Origin of the sequence: Stenotrophomonas sp. TD3 (assembly GCF_001939825.1) — a bacterium.
Lineage (GTDB): Bacteria > Pseudomonadota > Gammaproteobacteria > Xanthomonadales > Xanthomonadaceae > Stenotrophomonas.
In genome coordinates, this window is record NZ_MOYM01000001.1 from 1,828,337 (window position 1) to 1,845,831 (window position 17,495).

General features: G+C 69.0%; 17 protein-coding genes and 1 riboswitch. Of the genes, 10 read left to right on the forward strand and 7 right to left on the reverse strand.

Going from position 1 to position 17,495, the window contains the following annotated elements; genetic code table 11:
* Positions 1-291: 291 nt before the first annotated feature.
* Together BKE09_RS08550 and BKE09_RS08555 are read left to right on the forward strand one after the other, a co-directional pair.
* Positions 292-981: a winged helix-turn-helix domain-containing protein gene (locus tag BKE09_RS08550; protein WP_010484092.1), complete on the forward strand. Its 690-nt coding sequence runs from the start codon at positions 292-294 to the stop codon at positions 979-981.
* Positions 978-2,324, forward strand: a complete 1,347-nt coding sequence (locus BKE09_RS08555; protein ID WP_075675455.1) for an ATP-binding protein — start codon at positions 978-980, stop codon at positions 2,322-2,324. Before BKE09_RS08550 ends, BKE09_RS08555 begins: the two co-directional genes overlap by 4 nt.
* Here BKE09_RS08555 and BKE09_RS08560 read toward each other — a convergent pair.
* Both BKE09_RS08560 and BKE09_RS08565 read right to left on the reverse strand, forming a co-directional pair.
* Entirely contained in the window at positions 2,321-3,790 is a 1,470-nt protein-coding gene (locus BKE09_RS08560; RefSeq protein WP_075675456.1) for a HAMP domain-containing sensor histidine kinase, read from the reverse strand. The two genes, BKE09_RS08555 and BKE09_RS08560, sit on opposite strands and share 4 nt — an antisense overlap.
* Positions 3,787-4,506 (reverse strand): response regulator transcription factor, encoded by a 720-nt coding sequence (locus tag BKE09_RS08565; RefSeq protein ID WP_014035866.1) that lies wholly within the window; start codon positions 4,504-4,506, stop codon positions 3,787-3,789. The genes BKE09_RS08560 and BKE09_RS08565 overlap by 4 nt, the downstream gene beginning before the upstream one ends.
* 144 nt (positions 4,507-4,650) lie before the next feature.
* On the opposite strand from BKE09_RS08565, the gene msrB reads away from it, so the two are divergent.
* The 4 genes from msrB to BKE09_RS08585 all read left to right on the forward strand — a co-directional run bounded on the left by msrB (position 4,651) and on the right by BKE09_RS08585 (position 9,408).
* Complete coding sequence (gene msrB / locus BKE09_RS08570) at positions 4,651-5,223, forward strand: peptide-methionine (R)-S-oxide reductase MsrB (protein ID WP_014035865.1); 573 nt, start codon at positions 4,651-4,653, stop codon at positions 5,221-5,223.
* A gap of 2 nt (positions 5,224-5,225) precedes the next feature.
* The gene (locus BKE09_RS08575) at positions 5,226-6,995 is read left to right on the forward strand and encodes a cytochrome c biogenesis protein CcdA (protein WP_075675457.1); all 1,770 of its coding nucleotides are present in this window, start codon (positions 5,226-5,228) and stop codon (positions 6,993-6,995) included.
* 14 nt (positions 6,996-7,009) lie between these two features.
* Positions 7,010-7,747 carry a peptide-methionine (S)-S-oxide reductase MsrA gene (gene msrA, locus BKE09_RS08580; protein ID WP_075676655.1) on the forward strand — a complete coding sequence of 246 codons (738 nt, stop codon included), beginning with the start codon at positions 7,010-7,012 and terminating at the stop codon, positions 7,745-7,747.
* Positions 7,748-7,959: 212 nt separating this feature from the next.
* Entirely contained in the window at positions 7,960-9,408 is a 1,449-nt protein-coding gene (locus BKE09_RS08585) for a PLP-dependent aminotransferase family protein (protein ID WP_075676657.1), read from the forward strand.
* 75 nt (positions 9,409-9,483) lie between these two features.
* Here BKE09_RS08585 and bioD read toward each other — a convergent pair whose 3' ends face one another.
* Positions 9,484-10,167, reverse strand: coding sequence for a dethiobiotin synthase (gene bioD / locus BKE09_RS08590; RefSeq protein ID WP_075675458.1), 684 nt, complete (start codon positions 10,165-10,167; stop codon positions 9,484-9,486).
* 68 nt (positions 10,168-10,235) lie between these two features.
* Here bioD and BKE09_RS08595 point away from each other — a divergent pair, with 68 nt between their 5' ends.
* Both BKE09_RS08595 and BKE09_RS08600 read left to right on the forward strand, forming a co-directional pair.
* Positions 10,236-10,718, forward strand: coding sequence for a GAF domain-containing protein (locus BKE09_RS08595; protein WP_004140850.1), 483 nt, complete (start codon positions 10,236-10,238; stop codon positions 10,716-10,718).
* Positions 10,715-11,077 (forward strand): TfoX/Sxy family protein, encoded by a 363-nt coding sequence (locus BKE09_RS08600; protein ID WP_014035860.1) that lies wholly within the window; start codon positions 10,715-10,717, stop codon positions 11,075-11,077. The genes BKE09_RS08595 and BKE09_RS08600 overlap by 4 nt, the downstream gene beginning before the upstream one ends.
* A gap of 91 nt (positions 11,078-11,168) precedes the next feature.
* On the opposite strand, the gene BKE09_RS08605 is transcribed toward BKE09_RS08600, so the two are convergent.
* The gene (locus BKE09_RS08605) at positions 11,169-11,747 is read right to left on the reverse strand and encodes a histidine phosphatase family protein (protein ID WP_032128728.1); all 579 of its coding nucleotides are present in this window, start codon (positions 11,745-11,747) and stop codon (positions 11,169-11,171) included.
* A gap of 142 nt (positions 11,748-11,889) precedes the next feature.
* Positions 11,890-12,113, forward strand: a riboswitch (cobalamin riboswitch).
* 114 nt (positions 12,114-12,227) lie between these two features.
* Between BKE09_RS08605 and btuB the strand changes: the two genes are divergently transcribed.
* On the forward strand, positions 12,228-14,069 hold the full coding sequence (btuB, locus tag BKE09_RS08610; RefSeq protein WP_075675459.1) for a TonB-dependent vitamin B12 receptor: 1,842 nt from the start codon (positions 12,228-12,230) through the stop codon (positions 14,067-14,069).
* 141 nt (positions 14,070-14,210) lie between these two features.
* Here btuB and gph read toward each other — a convergent pair whose 3' ends face one another.
* The 3 genes from gph to BKE09_RS08625 all read right to left on the reverse strand — a co-directional run bounded on the left by gph (position 14,211) and on the right by BKE09_RS08625 (position 16,661).
* Positions 14,211-14,867 (reverse strand): phosphoglycolate phosphatase, encoded by a 657-nt coding sequence (gene gph, locus BKE09_RS08615; protein ID WP_075675460.1) that lies wholly within the window; start codon positions 14,865-14,867, stop codon positions 14,211-14,213.
* Between the two features lie 76 nt (positions 14,868-14,943).
* Positions 14,944-15,735, reverse strand: coding sequence for a class I SAM-dependent methyltransferase (locus BKE09_RS08620; protein WP_075675461.1), 792 nt, complete (start codon positions 15,733-15,735; stop codon positions 14,944-14,946).
* Positions 15,732-16,661, reverse strand: coding sequence for a LysR family transcriptional regulator (locus BKE09_RS08625; protein WP_075675462.1), 930 nt, complete (start codon positions 16,659-16,661; stop codon positions 15,732-15,734). Before BKE09_RS08625 ends, BKE09_RS08620 begins: the two co-directional genes overlap by 4 nt.
* Positions 16,662-16,769: 108 nt before the next feature.
* Here BKE09_RS08625 and BKE09_RS08630 point away from each other — a divergent pair, with 108 nt between their 5' ends.
* The gene (locus BKE09_RS08630) at positions 16,770-17,408 is read left to right on the forward strand and encodes an NAD(P)H-binding protein (RefSeq protein ID WP_075675463.1); all 639 of its coding nucleotides are present in this window, start codon (positions 16,770-16,772) and stop codon (positions 17,406-17,408) included.
* Positions 17,409-17,495: the final 87 nt, after the last annotated feature.

Sequence of the window (17,495 nt, forward strand, 5' to 3'; positions counted from 1 at the left end):
ACATGGGGACGGCACGCGGAGCGGAGGAGACTCCATGCTCGGCCCCGGGCTGCGCGGCGTCAGTCGCTTTGCTGTCAGCGATCGTCACCAGCCGTATCACGAAGGTAACGTTTTGTAACAGCAACAGGCTATGCTGGACGCCAAGTTGTTGCCGGGACTGAGACCCGGCCCGTGCGCCAGCAACCCCGGCTGAATGGCGCCCGCCCCCGGGACCCGGGCGGCCCGAAGGCTGGGATAGCATCGCCGCGCTCGTGCCGTGGCGGTACGTTTGCGCCCACGGAGGCCTTGGAAATGCTGGATATCGTACTGGTCGAAGACGATGCCCGCCTGGGAACGATGGTCAGCGACTACCTGCAACGGCATGGCTACCAGGTGGCCCACGAGCGCAGCGGCGAGCGCGCAGTGGCCCGGATCCTGGCCGAAAAGCCGGCCCTGGTGCTGCTCGATGTCGGCCTGCCCGACCAGGATGGTTTCGAAGTGTGTCGGCAGATCCGGCCCCACTATGACGGCATCATCTGCGTGCTGACCGCCCGCACCGACAACATCGACCAGGTGCTGGGCCTGGAACTGGGGGCCGACGATTACATCGGCAAACCGATCGAACCGCGGGTGCTGCTGGCCCGCCTGCGTGCCCACCTGCGCCGCCACCGCCGGGTCGAACCGCGTGACGGCAGCCTGCGCTTCGGCGAGCTGAACATCGACCCGTCCACCCGCAACGTGCACCTGCAGGGCGGCCTGCTGGAGCTGACCACGGCCGAGTTCGACCTGCTGTTCCTGCTGGCCAGCAACGCCGGCCAGATCCTGGACCGCGACGCGCTACTGCGCGGCCTGCGTGGCATCGCCTTCGACGGCCTGGACCGTTCGATCGATGCCCGCATCTCGCGCCTGCGCCGCAAGCTGGGCGACAACCCCGAGCAGCCGGAACGGATCAAGACCGTCCGTGGCCGCGGCTACCTGTTCAGCCGCTCGGCATGGGGATGAAGCGCACGCCCTCGGCGATGCGCGGCCACGCCTTCCACTTCCTGCGCTACGGCATCGGTTTCCTGGTCGCCCACCTGTTGTTGATCGTGCTGGGCTTGTGGGCCTGGGATGCTCTGCTGGAAGACCGCACGGAAGCCGGTCTTCAGGCCGAGATGCGCGGTACCCATGCGCTGCTGCAGCACCGCTTCGCCGAAACCCCGCGCGGGCAGTGGCCGGCACTGGCGCGCGAACTCGACGCCGATTTCGCCTACGCGCTGCGCATGGTGCCGCTGGCCGAGGCGGTGAAGGAGCTGCCGGCCAGCCAGCGCCCGCCGTTCAACAACGGCCGCGTGCAGATCGACCTGGAGCACATGCGCAGCCTGCAGCGGATCGGCGACAGCGACTACGCGGTGATGCTGGGCCCGTTGGATGAAGCGCTGCCGGACGAGGGCTGGCAGGACAGCGAAGTATCCGGCGTGGCGATCCTGCTGCTGATCCTGATGGTGGCGGTGGCACTGCCGATGTACGTGATGGTCTACCGGCTGTGGCGCGACGTTTCGCAGTTGGCCCAGGCCGCGCGGCAGATGCGCGACGGCCAGCTGGATACCCGCGCGCCGCGTGCCGGTACCGCGCTTGTGCGTCCGTTGGCCAACGCCTTCAACCACATGGCCGAGCAGCTGCAGCAGCTGCTGGAAAGCCAGCGCGTGCTGGCCCAGGCGGTGGCGCACGAGGTGCGCACGCCGTTGGCACGGATGCGTTTCGGCCTGGCCGACCTGGAAGACACCGCGCTCGACGATGTGCAGCGCGATGCGCTGGGCGGTCTGCGCACCGATGTCGATCGGCTGCAGCACCTGACCGATGCCGGCGTCGAATACGCCGCACTGGGCCGCTGCCATCAACTCACCCGCCAGCGCCTGCAGCTGGCGGCGCTGGTGCGAGGCGTGGTGGCCCAGTTCGCACCGTTGCCGATGCCGGTGCAGCAGGCGTTGTCACCCGTGGGCCTGGTCAACGTCAACCGGCACATGCTGGAACTGGCGCTGCGCAACCTGCTCGGCAATGCGCTGCGTTACGCGCGTCGGCAGATCCGCATCGCCAGCACGGTCAATGACGGCTGGCTGTGCGTGCAGGTGGAGGACGACGGCCCCGGCATCGCGCCGGAACTGCGCGGCCAGGTGCTGCAACCGTATGTGCGGCTGGACCCGGGCAGCCCCGGTTTCGGCCTCGGCCTGGCGCTGGTGCAGGTGGTGGCCGACAAGCATGGCGGCCATGTCGAGGTGACCGATTCGGAGCTGGGCGGCGCCTGCATCCGCCTGCACCTGCCGCTGGAAACCGGCGGTGTCGTGGAGGGCGACGCGGTCTGCTAGACCGCCGGTTCCGCGCGCGGTAGTGCAAACACGAACAGCGCGCCTCGTTCGCTGTCGCGCAGTTCGATACGGCGGCCATGCAACTGCACAATGCGCTGCACGATCAACAGGCCCAGTCCGCCGTTGTCGCCACGCCGCGCGCCGAGCGCGGCCGGTGCCTGGAACAGCTGGGTACGCAGCGCCGGCGCAACCCCGGGGCCATCATCGGCAACACTGACCTCCACGCTGTCGGGGGTCGCGCGCAGGCGCACCTCGATCTGGCCACCGTCGGGCGCATGCCGCAGCGCGTTGTCGAGCAGATTGGTCAGCACCCGCTCGACCAGGCCCAGGTCGGCGCGGACCAGCGGCAGGCCGGGCGGAAACGCTGCGTGCAGCTGCTGGCCACGCGCCTGCGCCGCCAGTTCGAACTTCTGCAGCACGTCCTGCAGCAGCTCCGGCAGCGCGAACACCTCCCACTCCAGCCGCACTTCGCCGTGCTCCAGCCGCGCAAGTTCGAACAGCGCGCGTGCCAGCCGGCCGACCTTGGCGCTCTGCGCCAGCGCAATGCCGAGATAGCGGCGGCGCTCGTCCGGTGACAGCGTGGCGTCCTTCAACGCCAGCGTTTCCAGGTAGCCGTGCAGCGACGACAACGGCGTGCGCAGGTCGTGCGAGATGTTGGCGACCAGTTCACGGCGCTGCAGGTCCTGCTGGCGCAGCTGCTGCCACTGCTCGCCCAGCCGCTGCGCCATCTGCGCGTGTGCATGTTCGAGGATCACCAGTTCGTCGCGCTCCCCGGGGCGCAGCGGCTCCGGCGGCGGCAGTGGCGTGGGCGCATCGATGTCGAAGGCCTGGATCCGCCGGGTCAGCCGCCGCAACGGGCGCGTCACCCAGTAGAACGCCACCAGCCCGGCAAACAGGCCGAGGCCGCCGACCAGCACCACCGACCACAGCGTGGTGTTCCACTGGCTGCCGGCGGCAAGATCATCGGAGAGCATCTGCCGGTGCTCGCCGACCAGCACCACGTACACATAGCCAGCCGGCCGGCCCTGCACGATCAATGGTGCGGCGCTGAACACCTTGCGGCCGTCCGCGCTGCGCGGGTCATCGCCGAGGATCGGCAGTGGCGCACCCGACAGCAGGCGGCGCAGCGGTGCCACGTCCACCCGGTTGCGCACCAGATGGCCACTGGGCGCATCGTGACCGAGGATGCGGCCCTGGTCGTCCAGCAGGTAGACCTCGACGCTGGGGTTGACCGCCATCAGCTGGCCGAACAACGCGCGCACCGCGGCATCGCGCATGCCACTGGTGTCCATCAGTTCGCTGCGCTGGGCGATGTGCTCGGCCAGGCCCAGCGACAACCGCTGCACCACCTCCTGCTCGTGGCGGGTGTTGGCACGCATCTGCAATGCGAGCAGCGCCATGCAGCACATCAGCATCAGCGCGGCGGTCACCACCGCCAGCTTCTGCCACAGGTTCGGCTTGATCATGCCGCCGCCCCGGCCGGGTCGACCAGCTTGTAGCCGCGGCCCCACACCGTCAGCAACCGCCGTGGGTTGGCCGGGTCGGGTTCGATCTTGCTGCGCAGGCGGTTGATGTGGGTGTTGACCGTGTGCTCGTAACCATCGTGCTGGTAGCCCCAGACCTGGTTGAGCAGTTCCATGCGCGCGAACACCTGGTCCGGATGACGGGCGAAGAACAACAGCAGATCGAACTCGCGCGGGGTCAGCTCCAGCGCGTTGCCATCCACCGAGGCGGTGCGCGCGACCGGATCGAGCTGCAGCCCACCCAGCTCGATCGCGCCGGCATCGATGCGCGCGCTCTGCGCCATCGCCTCGGCGCGGCGCAGCAGCGCGCGCACCCGTGCCACCAGTTCCGGCATCGAAAAGGGTTTTGCCAGGTAATCGTCCGCGCCCAGTTCCAGGCCGACGATGCGCTGCGTTTCGCTGCCGCGCGCACTGATGATGATGATCGGGACATAGCGCGCCATCGCGCGTGCACGCTGGCACACCTGCAGCCCGTCCACGCCGGGCAGCATCACGTCCAGCACCAGCGCATCCCACGGGCCGTCCTGCTCGAGCAGGCGCAGGCCGGCATCGCCGCTGGCGGCATGGGCGACGTCGTAACCCTCATCGCCCAGATGCATGCGCAGCAGGTCGGCGATGTGGGCATCGTCTTCAACGATCAGCACGCGTTTGGTGGACATCGGCAGCTCGGGGCCAGTGGGGAGGCTGGCTGCATTGTGGCGCGGGACGGCCGCCGATACCTCACGAAAAATTGAATCCTGCGTGAGGATTCGTTGACCCGGGCGGGCGCAGCATGGCCCCGTCGCCCCTTCCCGGAGTCCGCCATGTCCCTCTCCCGCCGCCATCTGCTGGGTCTGGGCGGTGTTGCCACCGCCGCCGGGCTGCTCGGCCTGGGGGCGTGCAGCCGCGCCGCCCCGGCCGCCGCCGAAGCGCGTCCGTCGCGACAGTTCGAGGTCATGCACAGTGATGCCGAGTGGCGCCAGCGCCTGACCCCGGCGCAGTACGCGGTGCTGCGCCAGCAGGCCACCGAACGGCCGTGGAGCAGCCCGCTCAACAAGGAACACCGGCAGGGCACCTTTGCCTGCGCCGGCTGTGCACTGCCGCTGTTCTCCTCCTCCACCAAGTTCGAGAGCGGCACCGGCTGGCCCAGCTTCTGGGCGCCGCTGCACAACGCCATCGGCGAAGACCGCGACGTCACCTTCGGGATGCTGCGGGTGGAGGTGCATTGCCGCCGCTGCGGCGGCCATCTCGGCCATGTGTTCAACGATGGGCCACGCCCGACCGGGCTGCGCTACTGCATGAACGGTGCGGCGATGGTGTTCGTTCCCGGTGCCACTGATGGCACTGCCGACGGCTGGCGGGTGCCGGTCGGTTCTTCCACTGCTTCCGGAGCCTGACCATGCTGCTGTTGCTGCTTGCCTATCTGGGGGGCGCGCTGACCCTGCTCAGCCCCTGCATCCTGCCGGTGCTGCCGTTCGTGTTCGCGCGTGCCGACCGTCCGTTCCTGCGCAGCACGCTACCGCTGCTGCTGGGCATGGCGCTCACCTTCACAGTGGTCGCCAGCCTGGCCGCGGTGGGCAGCCAATGGGTGGCGCAGGCCAACCAGGTCGGACGCTGGATCGCCCTGCTGCTGATGGCGCTGTTCGCGATCGCCCTGCTCTGGCCACGGCTGGCCGACCACCTGCTGGCACCGTTCCAGCGCGTGGGTGCCCGCCTGAGCGCGCGCGCCGACGCGGCGGATGCCGCGGGGCACGGCGGCGCGTGGACCTCGCTGCTGATCGGCATCGCCACTGGCCTGCTGTGGGCACCGTGCGCCGGGCCGATCCTTGGCCTGGTGCTGACCGGCGCCGCCCTGCATGGCGCCAGCGTCGGCACCACTGCGCTGCTGCTGGCCTATGCACTGGGTGCGATCACCGCACTGGCGCTGGCGGTGTGGATCGGCGGTCGGGTGTTCCGCGCGATGCAGGCGCGGCTCGGCCTCGGCGATGTCCTGCGCAAGGTGCTGGGTGTGGCCGCGCTGCTGGCCGTCGTGGCGATCGGCCTCGGCTGGGATACCGGCCTGCTGACCCGCTTGTCCACGGTCAGCACCGCGCGCATCGAGCAGAGCCTGCTGGACGCAGTACCCGGCGCGCAGCCGATGGCACCGCCGATGATGATGATGGCCGGCGCCAAAGCCGGTGCCGATGCACCGCTGCCGGTGGAGGGCACCCTGCCCGCGCTGGACGGTGCCACCGGCTGGCTCAACAGCCCGCCGCTGAGTGCACAGCAGCTGCGCGGCAAGGTGGTGCTGGTCGATTTCTGGACTTATTCCTGCATCAACTGCCTGCGCGCGATGCCGTTCGTGCACGAATGGGAGCGACGCTACCGCGACCACGGCCTGGTGGTCGTCGGCGTGCATACGCCGGAGTTCGCCTTCGAGCGCGACCCACGCAACGTGATGAAGGCGGTGCAGCAGCTGAAGGTCGAGTACCCGGTGGCCCTCGACAACCAGTACACGATCTGGCGCGCCTTCAACAACCGCTACTGGCCGGCGCAGTACTTCGTCGACGCGCAGGGCAACATCCGCGGCCACCAGTTCGGCGAGGGCAACTATGCGCGCTCGGAACAGATGATCCGTCGCCTGCTGGCCGAAGCCGGGCAGACGAATCTGCCGCCACCGGCCGATCCCGCTGCCGCCGACCTGAAGGGCGTGGCCGTGCAGGCCGACATGGGCAACCTGCGTTCGCCGGAAACCTACCTGGGCCACGCCCGCGCCGAGCAGTTCGCCTCGCCCGGCGGGCAGCGCAGCGACACCGCGTTCGACTACACGCTGCCGGCCGCCCTGGCGTTGAACCAATGGGGACTGTCCGGGCGCTGGACCGTCACCGACGAGGCCGCACAACTACACCAAGCCGGTGGCCGCATCGCCTTCCAGTTCCACGCACGCGACCTGCACCTGGTGCTAGCACCGAGCGAGGACGGCAAGCCAGTGCGCTTCCGCGTCTGGCTGGACGGCAAGCCGCTGCCCGCCGCCGATGCCGGCAGTGATGTCGGCACCGATGGCAGCGGCGTGGTCGACGAGCACCGCCTGTACCAGCTGGTCCGCCAGCGCGGCACGGTCGGCCCGCACCGCTTCGAGATCGAATTCCTCGATGCGGGCGTGCAGGCCTATGCCTTCACCTTCGGTTGAACCGGGAGGACATGATGAAACTCTCCTTTGAACAGGGCATCGCCGCCGGTGTCGCCGGATTGGTCGCTGCCGCATTGATCACCGGCGTGCTGCTGGTCGACCACAGCGCGGTCGCGGCACCGGTCGAGGCCAGCGCGCAGGTCAAGGCGCTACCTGCGCCCAGCGGCGACGCCGCGTTCCGCGATGACGCCACCCATGCCAGTGTGGTGTTCGCCGGCGGTTGCTTCTGGGGCGTGCAGGGCGTGTTCCAGCACGTCAAGGGCGTGAGCAATGCGGTATCCGGCTACATCGGCGGCAGCGCGGCCAACGCGCGCTATGAGCGTGTCAGCAGCGGCCAGACCGGTCATGCCGAAGCCGTGAAGGTCGACTATGACCCGCGCCAGGTCAGCTATGGCCAGCTGATGCAGGTGTTCTTCTCGGTGGTGCACGACCCGACCCAGCTCGATCGACAGGGCCCGGACCATGGCAGCCAGTACCGCTCGGCGATCTTCAGTGACGACGCACGCCAGCAGGCTGCCAGCCGCGCCTACATCGCCCAGCTCGGCCAGGCCGGCAGCTACCGCGCGCCGATCGTCACCCAGCTGGTCAGCGGCCAGCGCTTCTACCCGGCCGAGAGCTACCACCAGAACTACATGACCAATTACCCGCAGGCGGCCTACATCCGCTACTACGACGCACCGAAGCTGGCCGCACTGGGCAAGCAGTTCCCGGCGCTGTACCGGCGCGACGCGGCGCTGGTGCCGATGCGCTGACGCTCCGGGTGGTGCCGGCCGCTGGCCGGCAACCGCGCCGTTCCGGATCCGGGGATTGCCGGCCAGCAGCCGGCACTACCTGAAAAAAAAGACGCACGGCCATCCAGCCGTGCGCTTGGGAAGTATCGGCCGTGCCCCGATCAGGCCCGGCCGACAACGACATGCTAGGCTCGCCATCATCATGGGTACAGCACCAGATGGTGGGAAATTCGATGGATACAGATAACCAGAGCGCGATGATCCCACCCCGCTACCAACGGCTGTCCGACGAACTGGCCGAGGCCATCCACGGCGGACGCCTCCCGGTCGGCAGCCGCTTGCCTTCGCTGCGGCAGATGGCCTTGCAGCGCAGGCTCAGCCTGAACACGGTGATTGCCGCCTATCGCCAGCTGGAGGACGCCGGCCTGGTCATTCCGCGGCCCAAAGCCGGCTTCGAGGTGGCGCCGCGATTGTCGGTGCCTGAGCGTTCGCTGCGTGATACCCCGTCCGCACCCACCGCACCACTGCAGCAGGTGCTGATGGCCCGCGTGCTGGAAGCACAGCGCCGCCCCGGTGTGATCGACCTGGCCTTTGCCGGTCCGCGCGGGCGCCAGTTCTATCCGGGCGCGCAGCTGGCCCGGCATACCGCGCAGGTGCTGCGCCACGGCCAGCAGACGGTGGAGACCTACGCGCGCCCCAACGGCTCGCCACGGCTGCTGGCGCAGATCGTGCGGCGTGGGCCACGCATGGGCCTGCATACCCACTGCGAACGCCTGCTGCTGACCCATGGTGCGATGGAGGCCCTGCAGCTGGCGCTGCGCGCGGTCACCCAGCCCGGTGATGCGGTGGGCATCGAGGCGCCGTCCTACTTCAACCTGTACCCCCTGCTGGCCAACCTCGGCCTGCAGGCCATCGAGCTGCCCACCCATCCGCAGCACGGCCTGGATGTGGATGCGCTGGATGCGCTGCTGGAACACACGCCGCTGGCCGCGCTGGTGGTGATGCCGACCGTGCACAACCCGCTGGGCTGCACCATGCCGACCGCCGCCAAGCAGCGCTTGGCCGAGCTGGTCAACGCACGGCAACTGCCGCTGATCGAGGATGCGGTGTACGCCGAGCTGCAGTTCTGCGAACCGCCGGCGCCGTTGCTGAAGGCCTTCGATCGCGATGGCTGGGTGATGGTGGTCGGAGGTTTCTCGAAGACACTGGCACCGGATTACCGCATCGGCTGGCTGGATGGCGGCCGCTTCGCCGAGCGCATCGCGCTGCTGAAATTCCAGTCCACCGGTGGCGAGCCGCAGCTGCTCGGCGATGCGGTGGCGGCGTATCTGGAAGCCGGCAGCTACGAGCATCACCTGCACCGCATGCGCCGGCTGTACCGCGAACAGGTGGGACGGCTGCGCCAGCTGGTGGCCGAACACTTCCCGGCCGGCACCCGTGCCACCGAGCCGCAGGGCGGCTTCCTGCTGTGGCTGGAACTGCCCGGCGTGGATACACGCGAGCTGTTCGAGCGTGCATTGCAGGAGGACATCGTGTTCATGCCCGGCCAGGTCTATTCACGTGGCGCGCGCTACCGCCACTGCCTGCGGCTGTCGTGCTGCCAGACGCTGGACGCACGCTTCGTCGGCGCAGTGGAGCGGCTGGGTGCGATCGCGCGGGAGCTGGCGGCTGCAGCACGGTAGTGCCGGCCGCTGGCCGGCAACCCCGGGATCGCCAGGTGGATGCAGTTGCCGGCCAGCGGCCGGCACTACCCAGGATCACTCGAGCAGGTGCGCCGCCAGCGCTTCGCCATTCGCACCCGGCAGATGCGGCAGCCGTCCCCAGCACGGCATCGGCAGGCGCTGCTGCAACGTCGCGATGTTCTCGTCCTGGCGCTGCATCGCCGGGTCGATGTGGTTGCCGATCCAGCCCAGGCACTCCACGCCACTGGCCTGCAGCGACTGCGCGGTCAGCCGAGCATGGTTGACGCAGCCCAGCCGCATGCCGACCACCAGCAGCACCGGCAGCCGCAGTGCACGTACCAGGTCCAGCTGGTCCAGCGTGGCCGAGACCGGCGCCAACCAGCCGCCAACGCCCTCCACCACCACGACATCGGCCTGCGCGCGCAATCGCGCGAATGCGGCCACGATCGGCGCCAGCTCCACCTGCACGCCATCCTCGGCAGCGGCCAGCTCCGGTGCCAGCGGCTGCCGCAGCGCGTACGGATTCAGGTCGGCATAGTCCGGCACCGGCCAGCTGGCTGCCTGCAGGGCCAGCGCGTCTTCGTTGCGCAGGCCCTGCCCCAGGTCTTCGCTGCCGCTGGCCACCGGCTTCATGCCCACCGCGCGCAGGCCGCACCGGCGCAGCGCATGCAGCAGCGCGGTGCTGGCCGCGGTCTTGCCGATCTCGGTATCGGTGCCGGTAACGAACAGGGCGGGCGGCAGCGTAGCGGGCAATGGCATCGATGGGCTCCAACGGGACGACAGAGCGTGCATTATCGCCGGCCCGGCGTGCTTGCTAGACTGCGGGCATGTTCGCCAATGCCTCGCTTACCGGCAGCAAGCCGGAACAATACGCCCAGCTGCTGGAACAGGCCCGTGGCCTGGTCTACGCCGAGTCCGACCGCATCGCCAACGCGGCCAACCTCTCCGCACTGGTCTACCACGCCCTGCCCGACCTGAACTGGGTGGGCTTCTACCTGTACGACGGCAAGGAGCTGGTGGTCGGCCCGTTCCAGGGCCTGCCGGCCTGCGTGCGCATCCCGCTGGACAAGGGCGTGTGCGGTGCCGCCGCCAGCCAGCGCGTGACCCAGCGCGTGGACGACGTCGATGCCTTCCCCGGCCATATCGCCTGCGATTCGGCCTCGCGTTCGGAACTGGTGGTGCCGCTGCTGCGCGGCGATGAACTGATCGGCGTATTCGACATCGACAGCCCGAAGGTCGGCCGCTTCGATGCCGATGACCAGGCCGGCCTGGAAGCCATCGCCCGCGTGTTCGTCGAGGCGCTGGGATGAGCGCGCCAAAGCTGCGCAACATCGGCCCCAAAAGTGCAGCTTGGCTGCGCCAGGTCGGCTTGCGCAGCCGCGAGGATCTGGTTGCGATCGGCGCGGTCGGCGCCTTCGTCAAGGTCAAGCGCGCGGGCTTCAAGCCCAGCCTGAACCTGTTGTACTCGCTGGAAGGCGCGCTGCTGGACTGCCACTGGCAGGAACTGAGCGAGCCGCAGCGTGAGGCGCTGGTACAGGATTACGAAGCGCGCATCGCCGCGCATCCGCTGAAGGCGGCCGGCCCCGCTTCGGGTCCGGTGCATGAGCAGCGTTTCGATGCCGACGATGACGCGGAAGACAGCGTGGCCGAGCACGCCGACGAGGATTGAGGCCTCCGCGTTCCTGGGGATGCCGGCCAGCGGCCGGCACTACCACTGTGATGCGGGATCGGTAGCGCCGGGCCATGCCCGGCGGGTGCGCTCAGGGCTGCTGCAGTTCCAGCAGCTCGCCCACCAGCCCGACTTCGCCGCGCTCCAGCCACACCCGCAGACGGGTACCGTGGTCGATGCGCAATGCCCAGCACAGCGACATCGGCAGGCCACAGACCTGCGACAGCACCATGCGCAGCGGGCCGCCATGGCTGACCACCAGCGTCGGCACCGGGTCATCATCATCGAGCAGGCGATCCAGCGCGCGCGCGATACGCCGCTCGAAGTGGCCCCAGCTTTCACCGTTCGGCGGCGGGAATGCATGCGGATCGGCATGGAAGGCCGCCAGTGCGTCCTCCGGCAGGTCGAACAGCGACTGCCCGTCCCAATCGCCGAAATCCAGCTCTTCCCATTCCTCGTCCGCTTCCACGTCCAGCCCACGCGGGGTGGCCAGGGCCATCGCCGTGTGCAGCGAGCGCAGCCGCGGCGAACTGATCACCCGCTCCCAGGGCTGCGCAGCGTAGGCGTCGACCAGTTCCTGCGGCAGGCGGGCCAGCTGCGGTGGATCGCTGCGGCCATCGAGGAACTCATCGCGACCGTTGCCGGCATGGCGGACCAGGTCGAGGATCATGCGTGCGTCCTGTACAGGCAACGCGGGAACAGCGGAAAACGGGCGGACATCGGCAACGGCACCACGGGATCGAGGGACCATTCTAAGGGCTCAGCAAAGGCAGTCGAGCAGGCTCGACGCTACGGGCCACCTGCGATGCCGTAGACTGCGCGCACTTCCAGGTGACCTGCGGCCACGGCCGGCAGGTTGAAACGGGAAGCCGGTGACGCGTGATTCCACGCCAGGCCGGCGCTGCCCCCGCAACGGTAAGCACGTCAGTTCCAGGCAACAACGCCACTGTGCCGCAGGCATGGGAAGGCGCCTGGACGGTGGCCTCGCGCCACCCGGCGGCAAGCCCGGAGACCGGCCAGGAAGCCTCAGGTCGCGATGCGGTGGGCATGGCGCTGGATGACCGCAGCCTGCGCTGCGGCGTCGGCGCATGCCTGCCTTCGCGACTCCTCCCCTTCGCCACGCGGGCGTGCGTGGCACCTGGAGTCCCCCATGAAGCTGCAGTCCCGAATGCTGTCCTTGGCCGTGCTGGCCGCCCTGCCCGCGCTGTCCCAGGCCGCCGATGACACCACCGCGCTCGACCAGATCCTGGTCACCGCTACCCGCACCCCGATCGCCCTGCAGGACAGCATCGCACCGGCCCAGGTGATCGACCGCGCGCAGATCGAATCCAGCCAGGCCACCTCGCTGCAGGAGCTGCTGCGCGGCCGTGCCGGCATCAACCTGACCAATGCCGGCGGCCTCGGCAAGCAGAGCTCGCTGTTCCTGCGCGGCACCAACTCGGGCCACACCGTGGTGCTGGTCGACGGCGTGCGCATCAACAGCGCCGACCTTGGCCTGGCCATGTACCAGGACCTGCCGCTGGCGCAGATCGAACGCGTGGAAATCGTGCGCGGCCCGCAGTCCAGCCTGTACGGCGCCGACGCCATCGGCGGCGTGATCCAGATTTTCACCCGCCGCAACCAGGGCGATTTTGCTCCGCACTTCCAGCTCGGTGGCGGCAGCAACGGCCTGCGCGAAGCCAGCGGCGGCATCGGTGGTGGCACCGAACGCGGCTGGTTCGGCGCCGACATCGCCTACCAGCATTCCGATGGCATCGATGCCTGCCGTGGCTCGGCGACGCTGTTCACCGGCTGCTTCGCCGACGAACCCGACCGCGACGGCTACCGCAACCTGTCCAAGAGCCTGCGTGGCGGCTACACCTTCAACGACCAGTGGAACGTGGAAGGCAGCGCGCTGCGCGCCGACGGCAAGAACCACTACGACGGCTATTACAACTACTCGGAAACCCGCCAGCAGGTGCTGGCCGGCAAGGTGCGCTACACCCCGTCCGAACACCTGGCGTTCACCGCCAACGTCGGCCGCAGCGACAACGAGTCGGACAACTTCGGCGACTTCGGCGCACGCGGCAGCGCACAGACCCACCGCGACAGTGCCTCGCTGCAGGGTGACTTCACCTTGGCCGAAGGCCAGCTGCTGAGCACCGGCGTGGACTGGAGCGAAGACAACCTGGATGGCAGCAGCGCGGGCTACATTGTCGACAGCCGCCGCAACACCGGTGTGTTCGTGCAGTACCAGGGCCGCTTCGGCCGCCACCAGCTGCAGGCCAGCGCACGCAACGACGACAACCAGCAGTTCGGCAACCACGCCACCGGCAGTCTCGGCTGGGCGATGCAGCTGGACCACGGCCTGCGCGTCAACGCCAGCTACGGCACCGCGTTCAAGGCGCCGACCTTCAGCGACCTGTACGACCCGTGGAGCGGCGTGCCGACGTTGAAGCCGGAGAAGTCCAAGAGCGCCAACCTCGGTGTTTCGCAGCAGGGCCAGGGCTGGCATTGGGGCCTGGACGTCTATGAGACCCGCATCGATGACCTGATCACCTACGACGCGGCAACCTTCAAGATGCAGCAGGTGGAGAAGGCACGCATCCGCGGTGCCGAGCTGACCGGTGGCGTGCTGCTGGCCGGCTTCGACATCAACGCGCAGCTGAGCTACACCGACCCGCGCAACCGCACCCACGGCAGCACCCAGTTCGACAACTGGCTGCCGCGCCGTGCACAGCAGACCGCACGCCTGGACGTCGACCGCCGCTTCGGCGATTTCCGCGCCGGCCTGACCGTGCAGGGTGCGGGCAAGCGCTATGACGATGCCGCCAACGCAGTGAAGGTTGGCGGCTACGGCACGCTGGACCTGCGCGCCGAGTACGCGCTGACGCCGGAGTGGTCGCTGCTGGCGCGCGCCGCCAACGTGTTCGACCGTCGCTACGAGACGGTGGCGTGGTTCAACCAGCCCGGCCGCGAGTACCAGCTGAGCGTGCGTTACCAGCCGAAGTGAGCGCGACGGTCATGGTAGTGCCGGCCGCTGGCCGGCAACATCATGACCGTCGGCAGCGCATCCCGGGTTGCCGGCCAGCGGCCGGCACTACCCATTGCGTCGGCCCGGGTTACCGCCCGGCGACCAGGGATGTCCGTTGCATCAGCCCTGCAACCCCGGCAACTCACGCAGGTCGTCAATCACTGCCACGGCGTGCGCGGTGGCCAGGTCCAGGCCACGCGGATAGCCGTAACGCACCAGTGCGATCGGCATGCCCGCATCTTCGGCGGCGCGGTAGTCGGTCAGCGAATCACCCACCATCAGGCAGGCATCGACCGGCAGCCCGAAGTGCGCAGCGATATGCCGCAGCGGCTCACCGCTGGGCTTGCGCTGCGGCAGCGAATCACCACCCAGCACCAGCGCGAACGCATCACCGATGCCCAGGTGCTGCAGCAGCGGCGGCACCAGCGCCTCGGGCTTGTTGGTGCAGATCGCCAGAGGAACAGCGCGTGCACGCAGCTGCGCCAGTGCCTCGGCCACGCCATCGAACAGGCGCGGGCTGCGCAGCAGGCACTCACGGTAGTGCACCATGAACACCGGCATCACTTCGGCCAGGTCGACCTCGCGACCGGCGGCATGCACGGCCTGCTCGACCAGGCGGCGCACACCATCGCCGATCCAGCCCAGCACCGTGGCTTCCGGGACGCGTGCCACACCGATGTCCTCCAGCGTGCGGTTCAGCGCTTCAGCGATATCAGCCGCGCTGTCGACCAGCGTGCCATCGAGGTCGAACACGACCAGCGGATAGGGATACGACAAGGGACGGCACCTATGGAACGTGGGGCCGTCCATTGTACGCCGCCGCTTTTTCCGCAGATCCTCCTGCCGCTGCGCCTCAGCCGATCCTGCGTGCGCGGGTGGCGAGGAAGGTGGGCAGATAGCGGTCGATCAGGAAGCGCGGCTGCGGCTGCCAGTCTTCCATGAAGCGATCGATGACGAAGCCGGCATCCAGCTGCCCACCGATCAGTTCGGTCAGGCTGTGGCCGAAGGTCAGCGCATCGCCGCGGGCCAGCTTTGCCTCGCGCTCGGCTGGCGCCAGGTCTTCCAGGTCCGAATAGGGAATGGCGTACTGCGGCCGGATCAGACCCTGTACATCCAGCTGCGGATCACGCGCACCGACGAACAGCACCGGGTTGTAGAAGCTCGCCATCAGCATCCCGTCGCGTGCCAGCACACGGCGGCATTCGGTCCACACCGGGCGCACGTCGGGCACGTACAGGTTGGAGATCGGATGGAACACCACGTCGAAACTGTCGTTGGCAAACACGTGCAGGTCGCGCATGTCACCCTGCACGGTGCGCAGCTGCAGGCCATCGCGCGCGGCGACCCGGCGGTCCTGTTCCAGCTGCCCGTCGGACAGGTCGAACACGGTGACGTCGGCGCCGGCCGCCGCCAGCACCGGCGCCTGCTGGCCACCGCCCGAGGCCAGGCACAGGATGCGGCGGCCGCGCACATCGCCCAGCCAGTCCAGTGGCAGCGCGCGTGGGGTCAGGTGCACCTGCCAGCGGCCTTCGCGCGCGGCGGCAATGGTTGAACTTTCCACCGGGCGCGACCATTCGCGCACTTCGCTGGCCTGGCGGTCCCAGGCAGCACGGTTGTGGTCGATCAAGGCCTGTCCATGGTTCATGTGTTCTCCTTGCCCGGTGGGCGCCAATCCAGATCCTGGAAGGCCGGGCTGGCGAAACACTCGGCCAGGTGGTCCAGGAATCGCCGCATGATAGCGGGCTGCTGGCGCCGTGATGCGTACACGGCATGAATGCCGAGTTCGTCCAGACTGAATCCGGGCAGCAGTTCGATCAGCTCGCCACTGCGCAGCAGCGGCGCCACCTGGTAGGTCGGCAGCATGGCGATGCCGGCACCGGCGCGCACCGCCTCCAGCAGCAGCGAGGCCTCGTTGGCACTGATGTTGCCGCCTACCGCCACCGACAGCGAACGACCGTCGCGGTGCAGCTGCCACAGGCTCTTGCCGACGTAGTGATGGGTCAGGCAGTTGTGCGCGGCCAGATGCTCGGGAGCGGTCGGCGTGCCGCGTGCCTGCAGGTAGGACGGCGTCGCGCACAGCACCGAACGGCAGGTGGCCAGCCGCCGTGCGATCAGGCTGGGGTCGATCTGGCGCGCGATACGCACCGCCAGGTCCACCCGCTCCTCCACCAGGTTCACCGTGCGGTCGACCAGCAGCAGTTCGATGCGTGCCGCCGGATGACGCGCAACAAAGCCGGCCACCGCCCGCGCCAGGTGACTCTGCCCGAACGAGACGCTGGCAGTCACCCGCAGCGTGCCGTGCGGCTCGGGATCATCGCTGGCCAGCTCGCCCTGCAGTTCTTCGCCGATCGCCAGCATCTGCCGGAAGCGCGCCAATGCCGCTTCGCCCGGACCGGTCAGGCTGATCCGGCGCGTGGTCCGGTGCAGCAGCCGTGCACCCAGCCAGCCCTCGACCTCGGCCAGGTAGCGGCTGACCATCGCCCGCGACATGTCCAGCACCTCGGCAGCGGCGGTGAGGCTGCCGCGCTCGGCCACCTCGACGAACACGGTCATGGCGGTCAATCGGTCCATATGCTCGATCCATGCAACAAACAAGCGCGTTATACGCTGTTTTTCGAGCGACTGCAGCGGCCTAGAGTGGCCCCATTCCCACCCCACACCGCCCCACGGAGTCATGCCATGAAGATCGCCCTCGTTGGTTCCACCGGCAACATCGGCCGCCAGATCGCCCGCCACGCGCTGGCCCGCGGCCACGAACTCACCGTCATCGTGCGCAGCGCACAGGACCTTCCGGCTGAACTGGCCGGTGCCCACCCGGTGATCGCCTCGCTGGATGACCAGGACGCCCTGGTCGCCGCCATCACCGGCCACGACGTGCTGGCCAGTGCCTACGGCCCGCGCCCGGGCGATGACATCGGCCGCGTCGGCGAGGTCGCCGCGCAGCTGGCCGCCGCCGCACGCAAGGCTGGTGTGCCGCGCCTGGTCGTGGTCGGTGGCGCCGGCAGCCTGGAAGTCGCGCCCGGCGTGCAGCTGGTCGATACCCCCACCTTCCCGGACGCCTACAAGCCGTACGCACTGGCCCACCGTGAGGCATTCAACCGCCTGCAGGCGGTGGATGACCTGGACTGGACCTTCTTCTCGCCGGCCGCCGAGATCGGCCCGGGCGAAGAGCGCGGCCAGTACCGCGTGCAGCCCAAGGCCTTCCTGGCCGACGCCAGCGGCCACAGCCGCATCAGCTACGCCGACTACGGCGCGGCGTTCGTCGCCGAGCTGGAAGCGCACGCGTATCCGAAGCAGATCATCACCGCGGCGTATTGATCCACGTGCGTCCCTTGTAGCGCCGAGCCCGCGCCCGGCGCTACGCGAACCTGCAGCCGGGCATTGGCTCGGCTCTACACAAGGAAT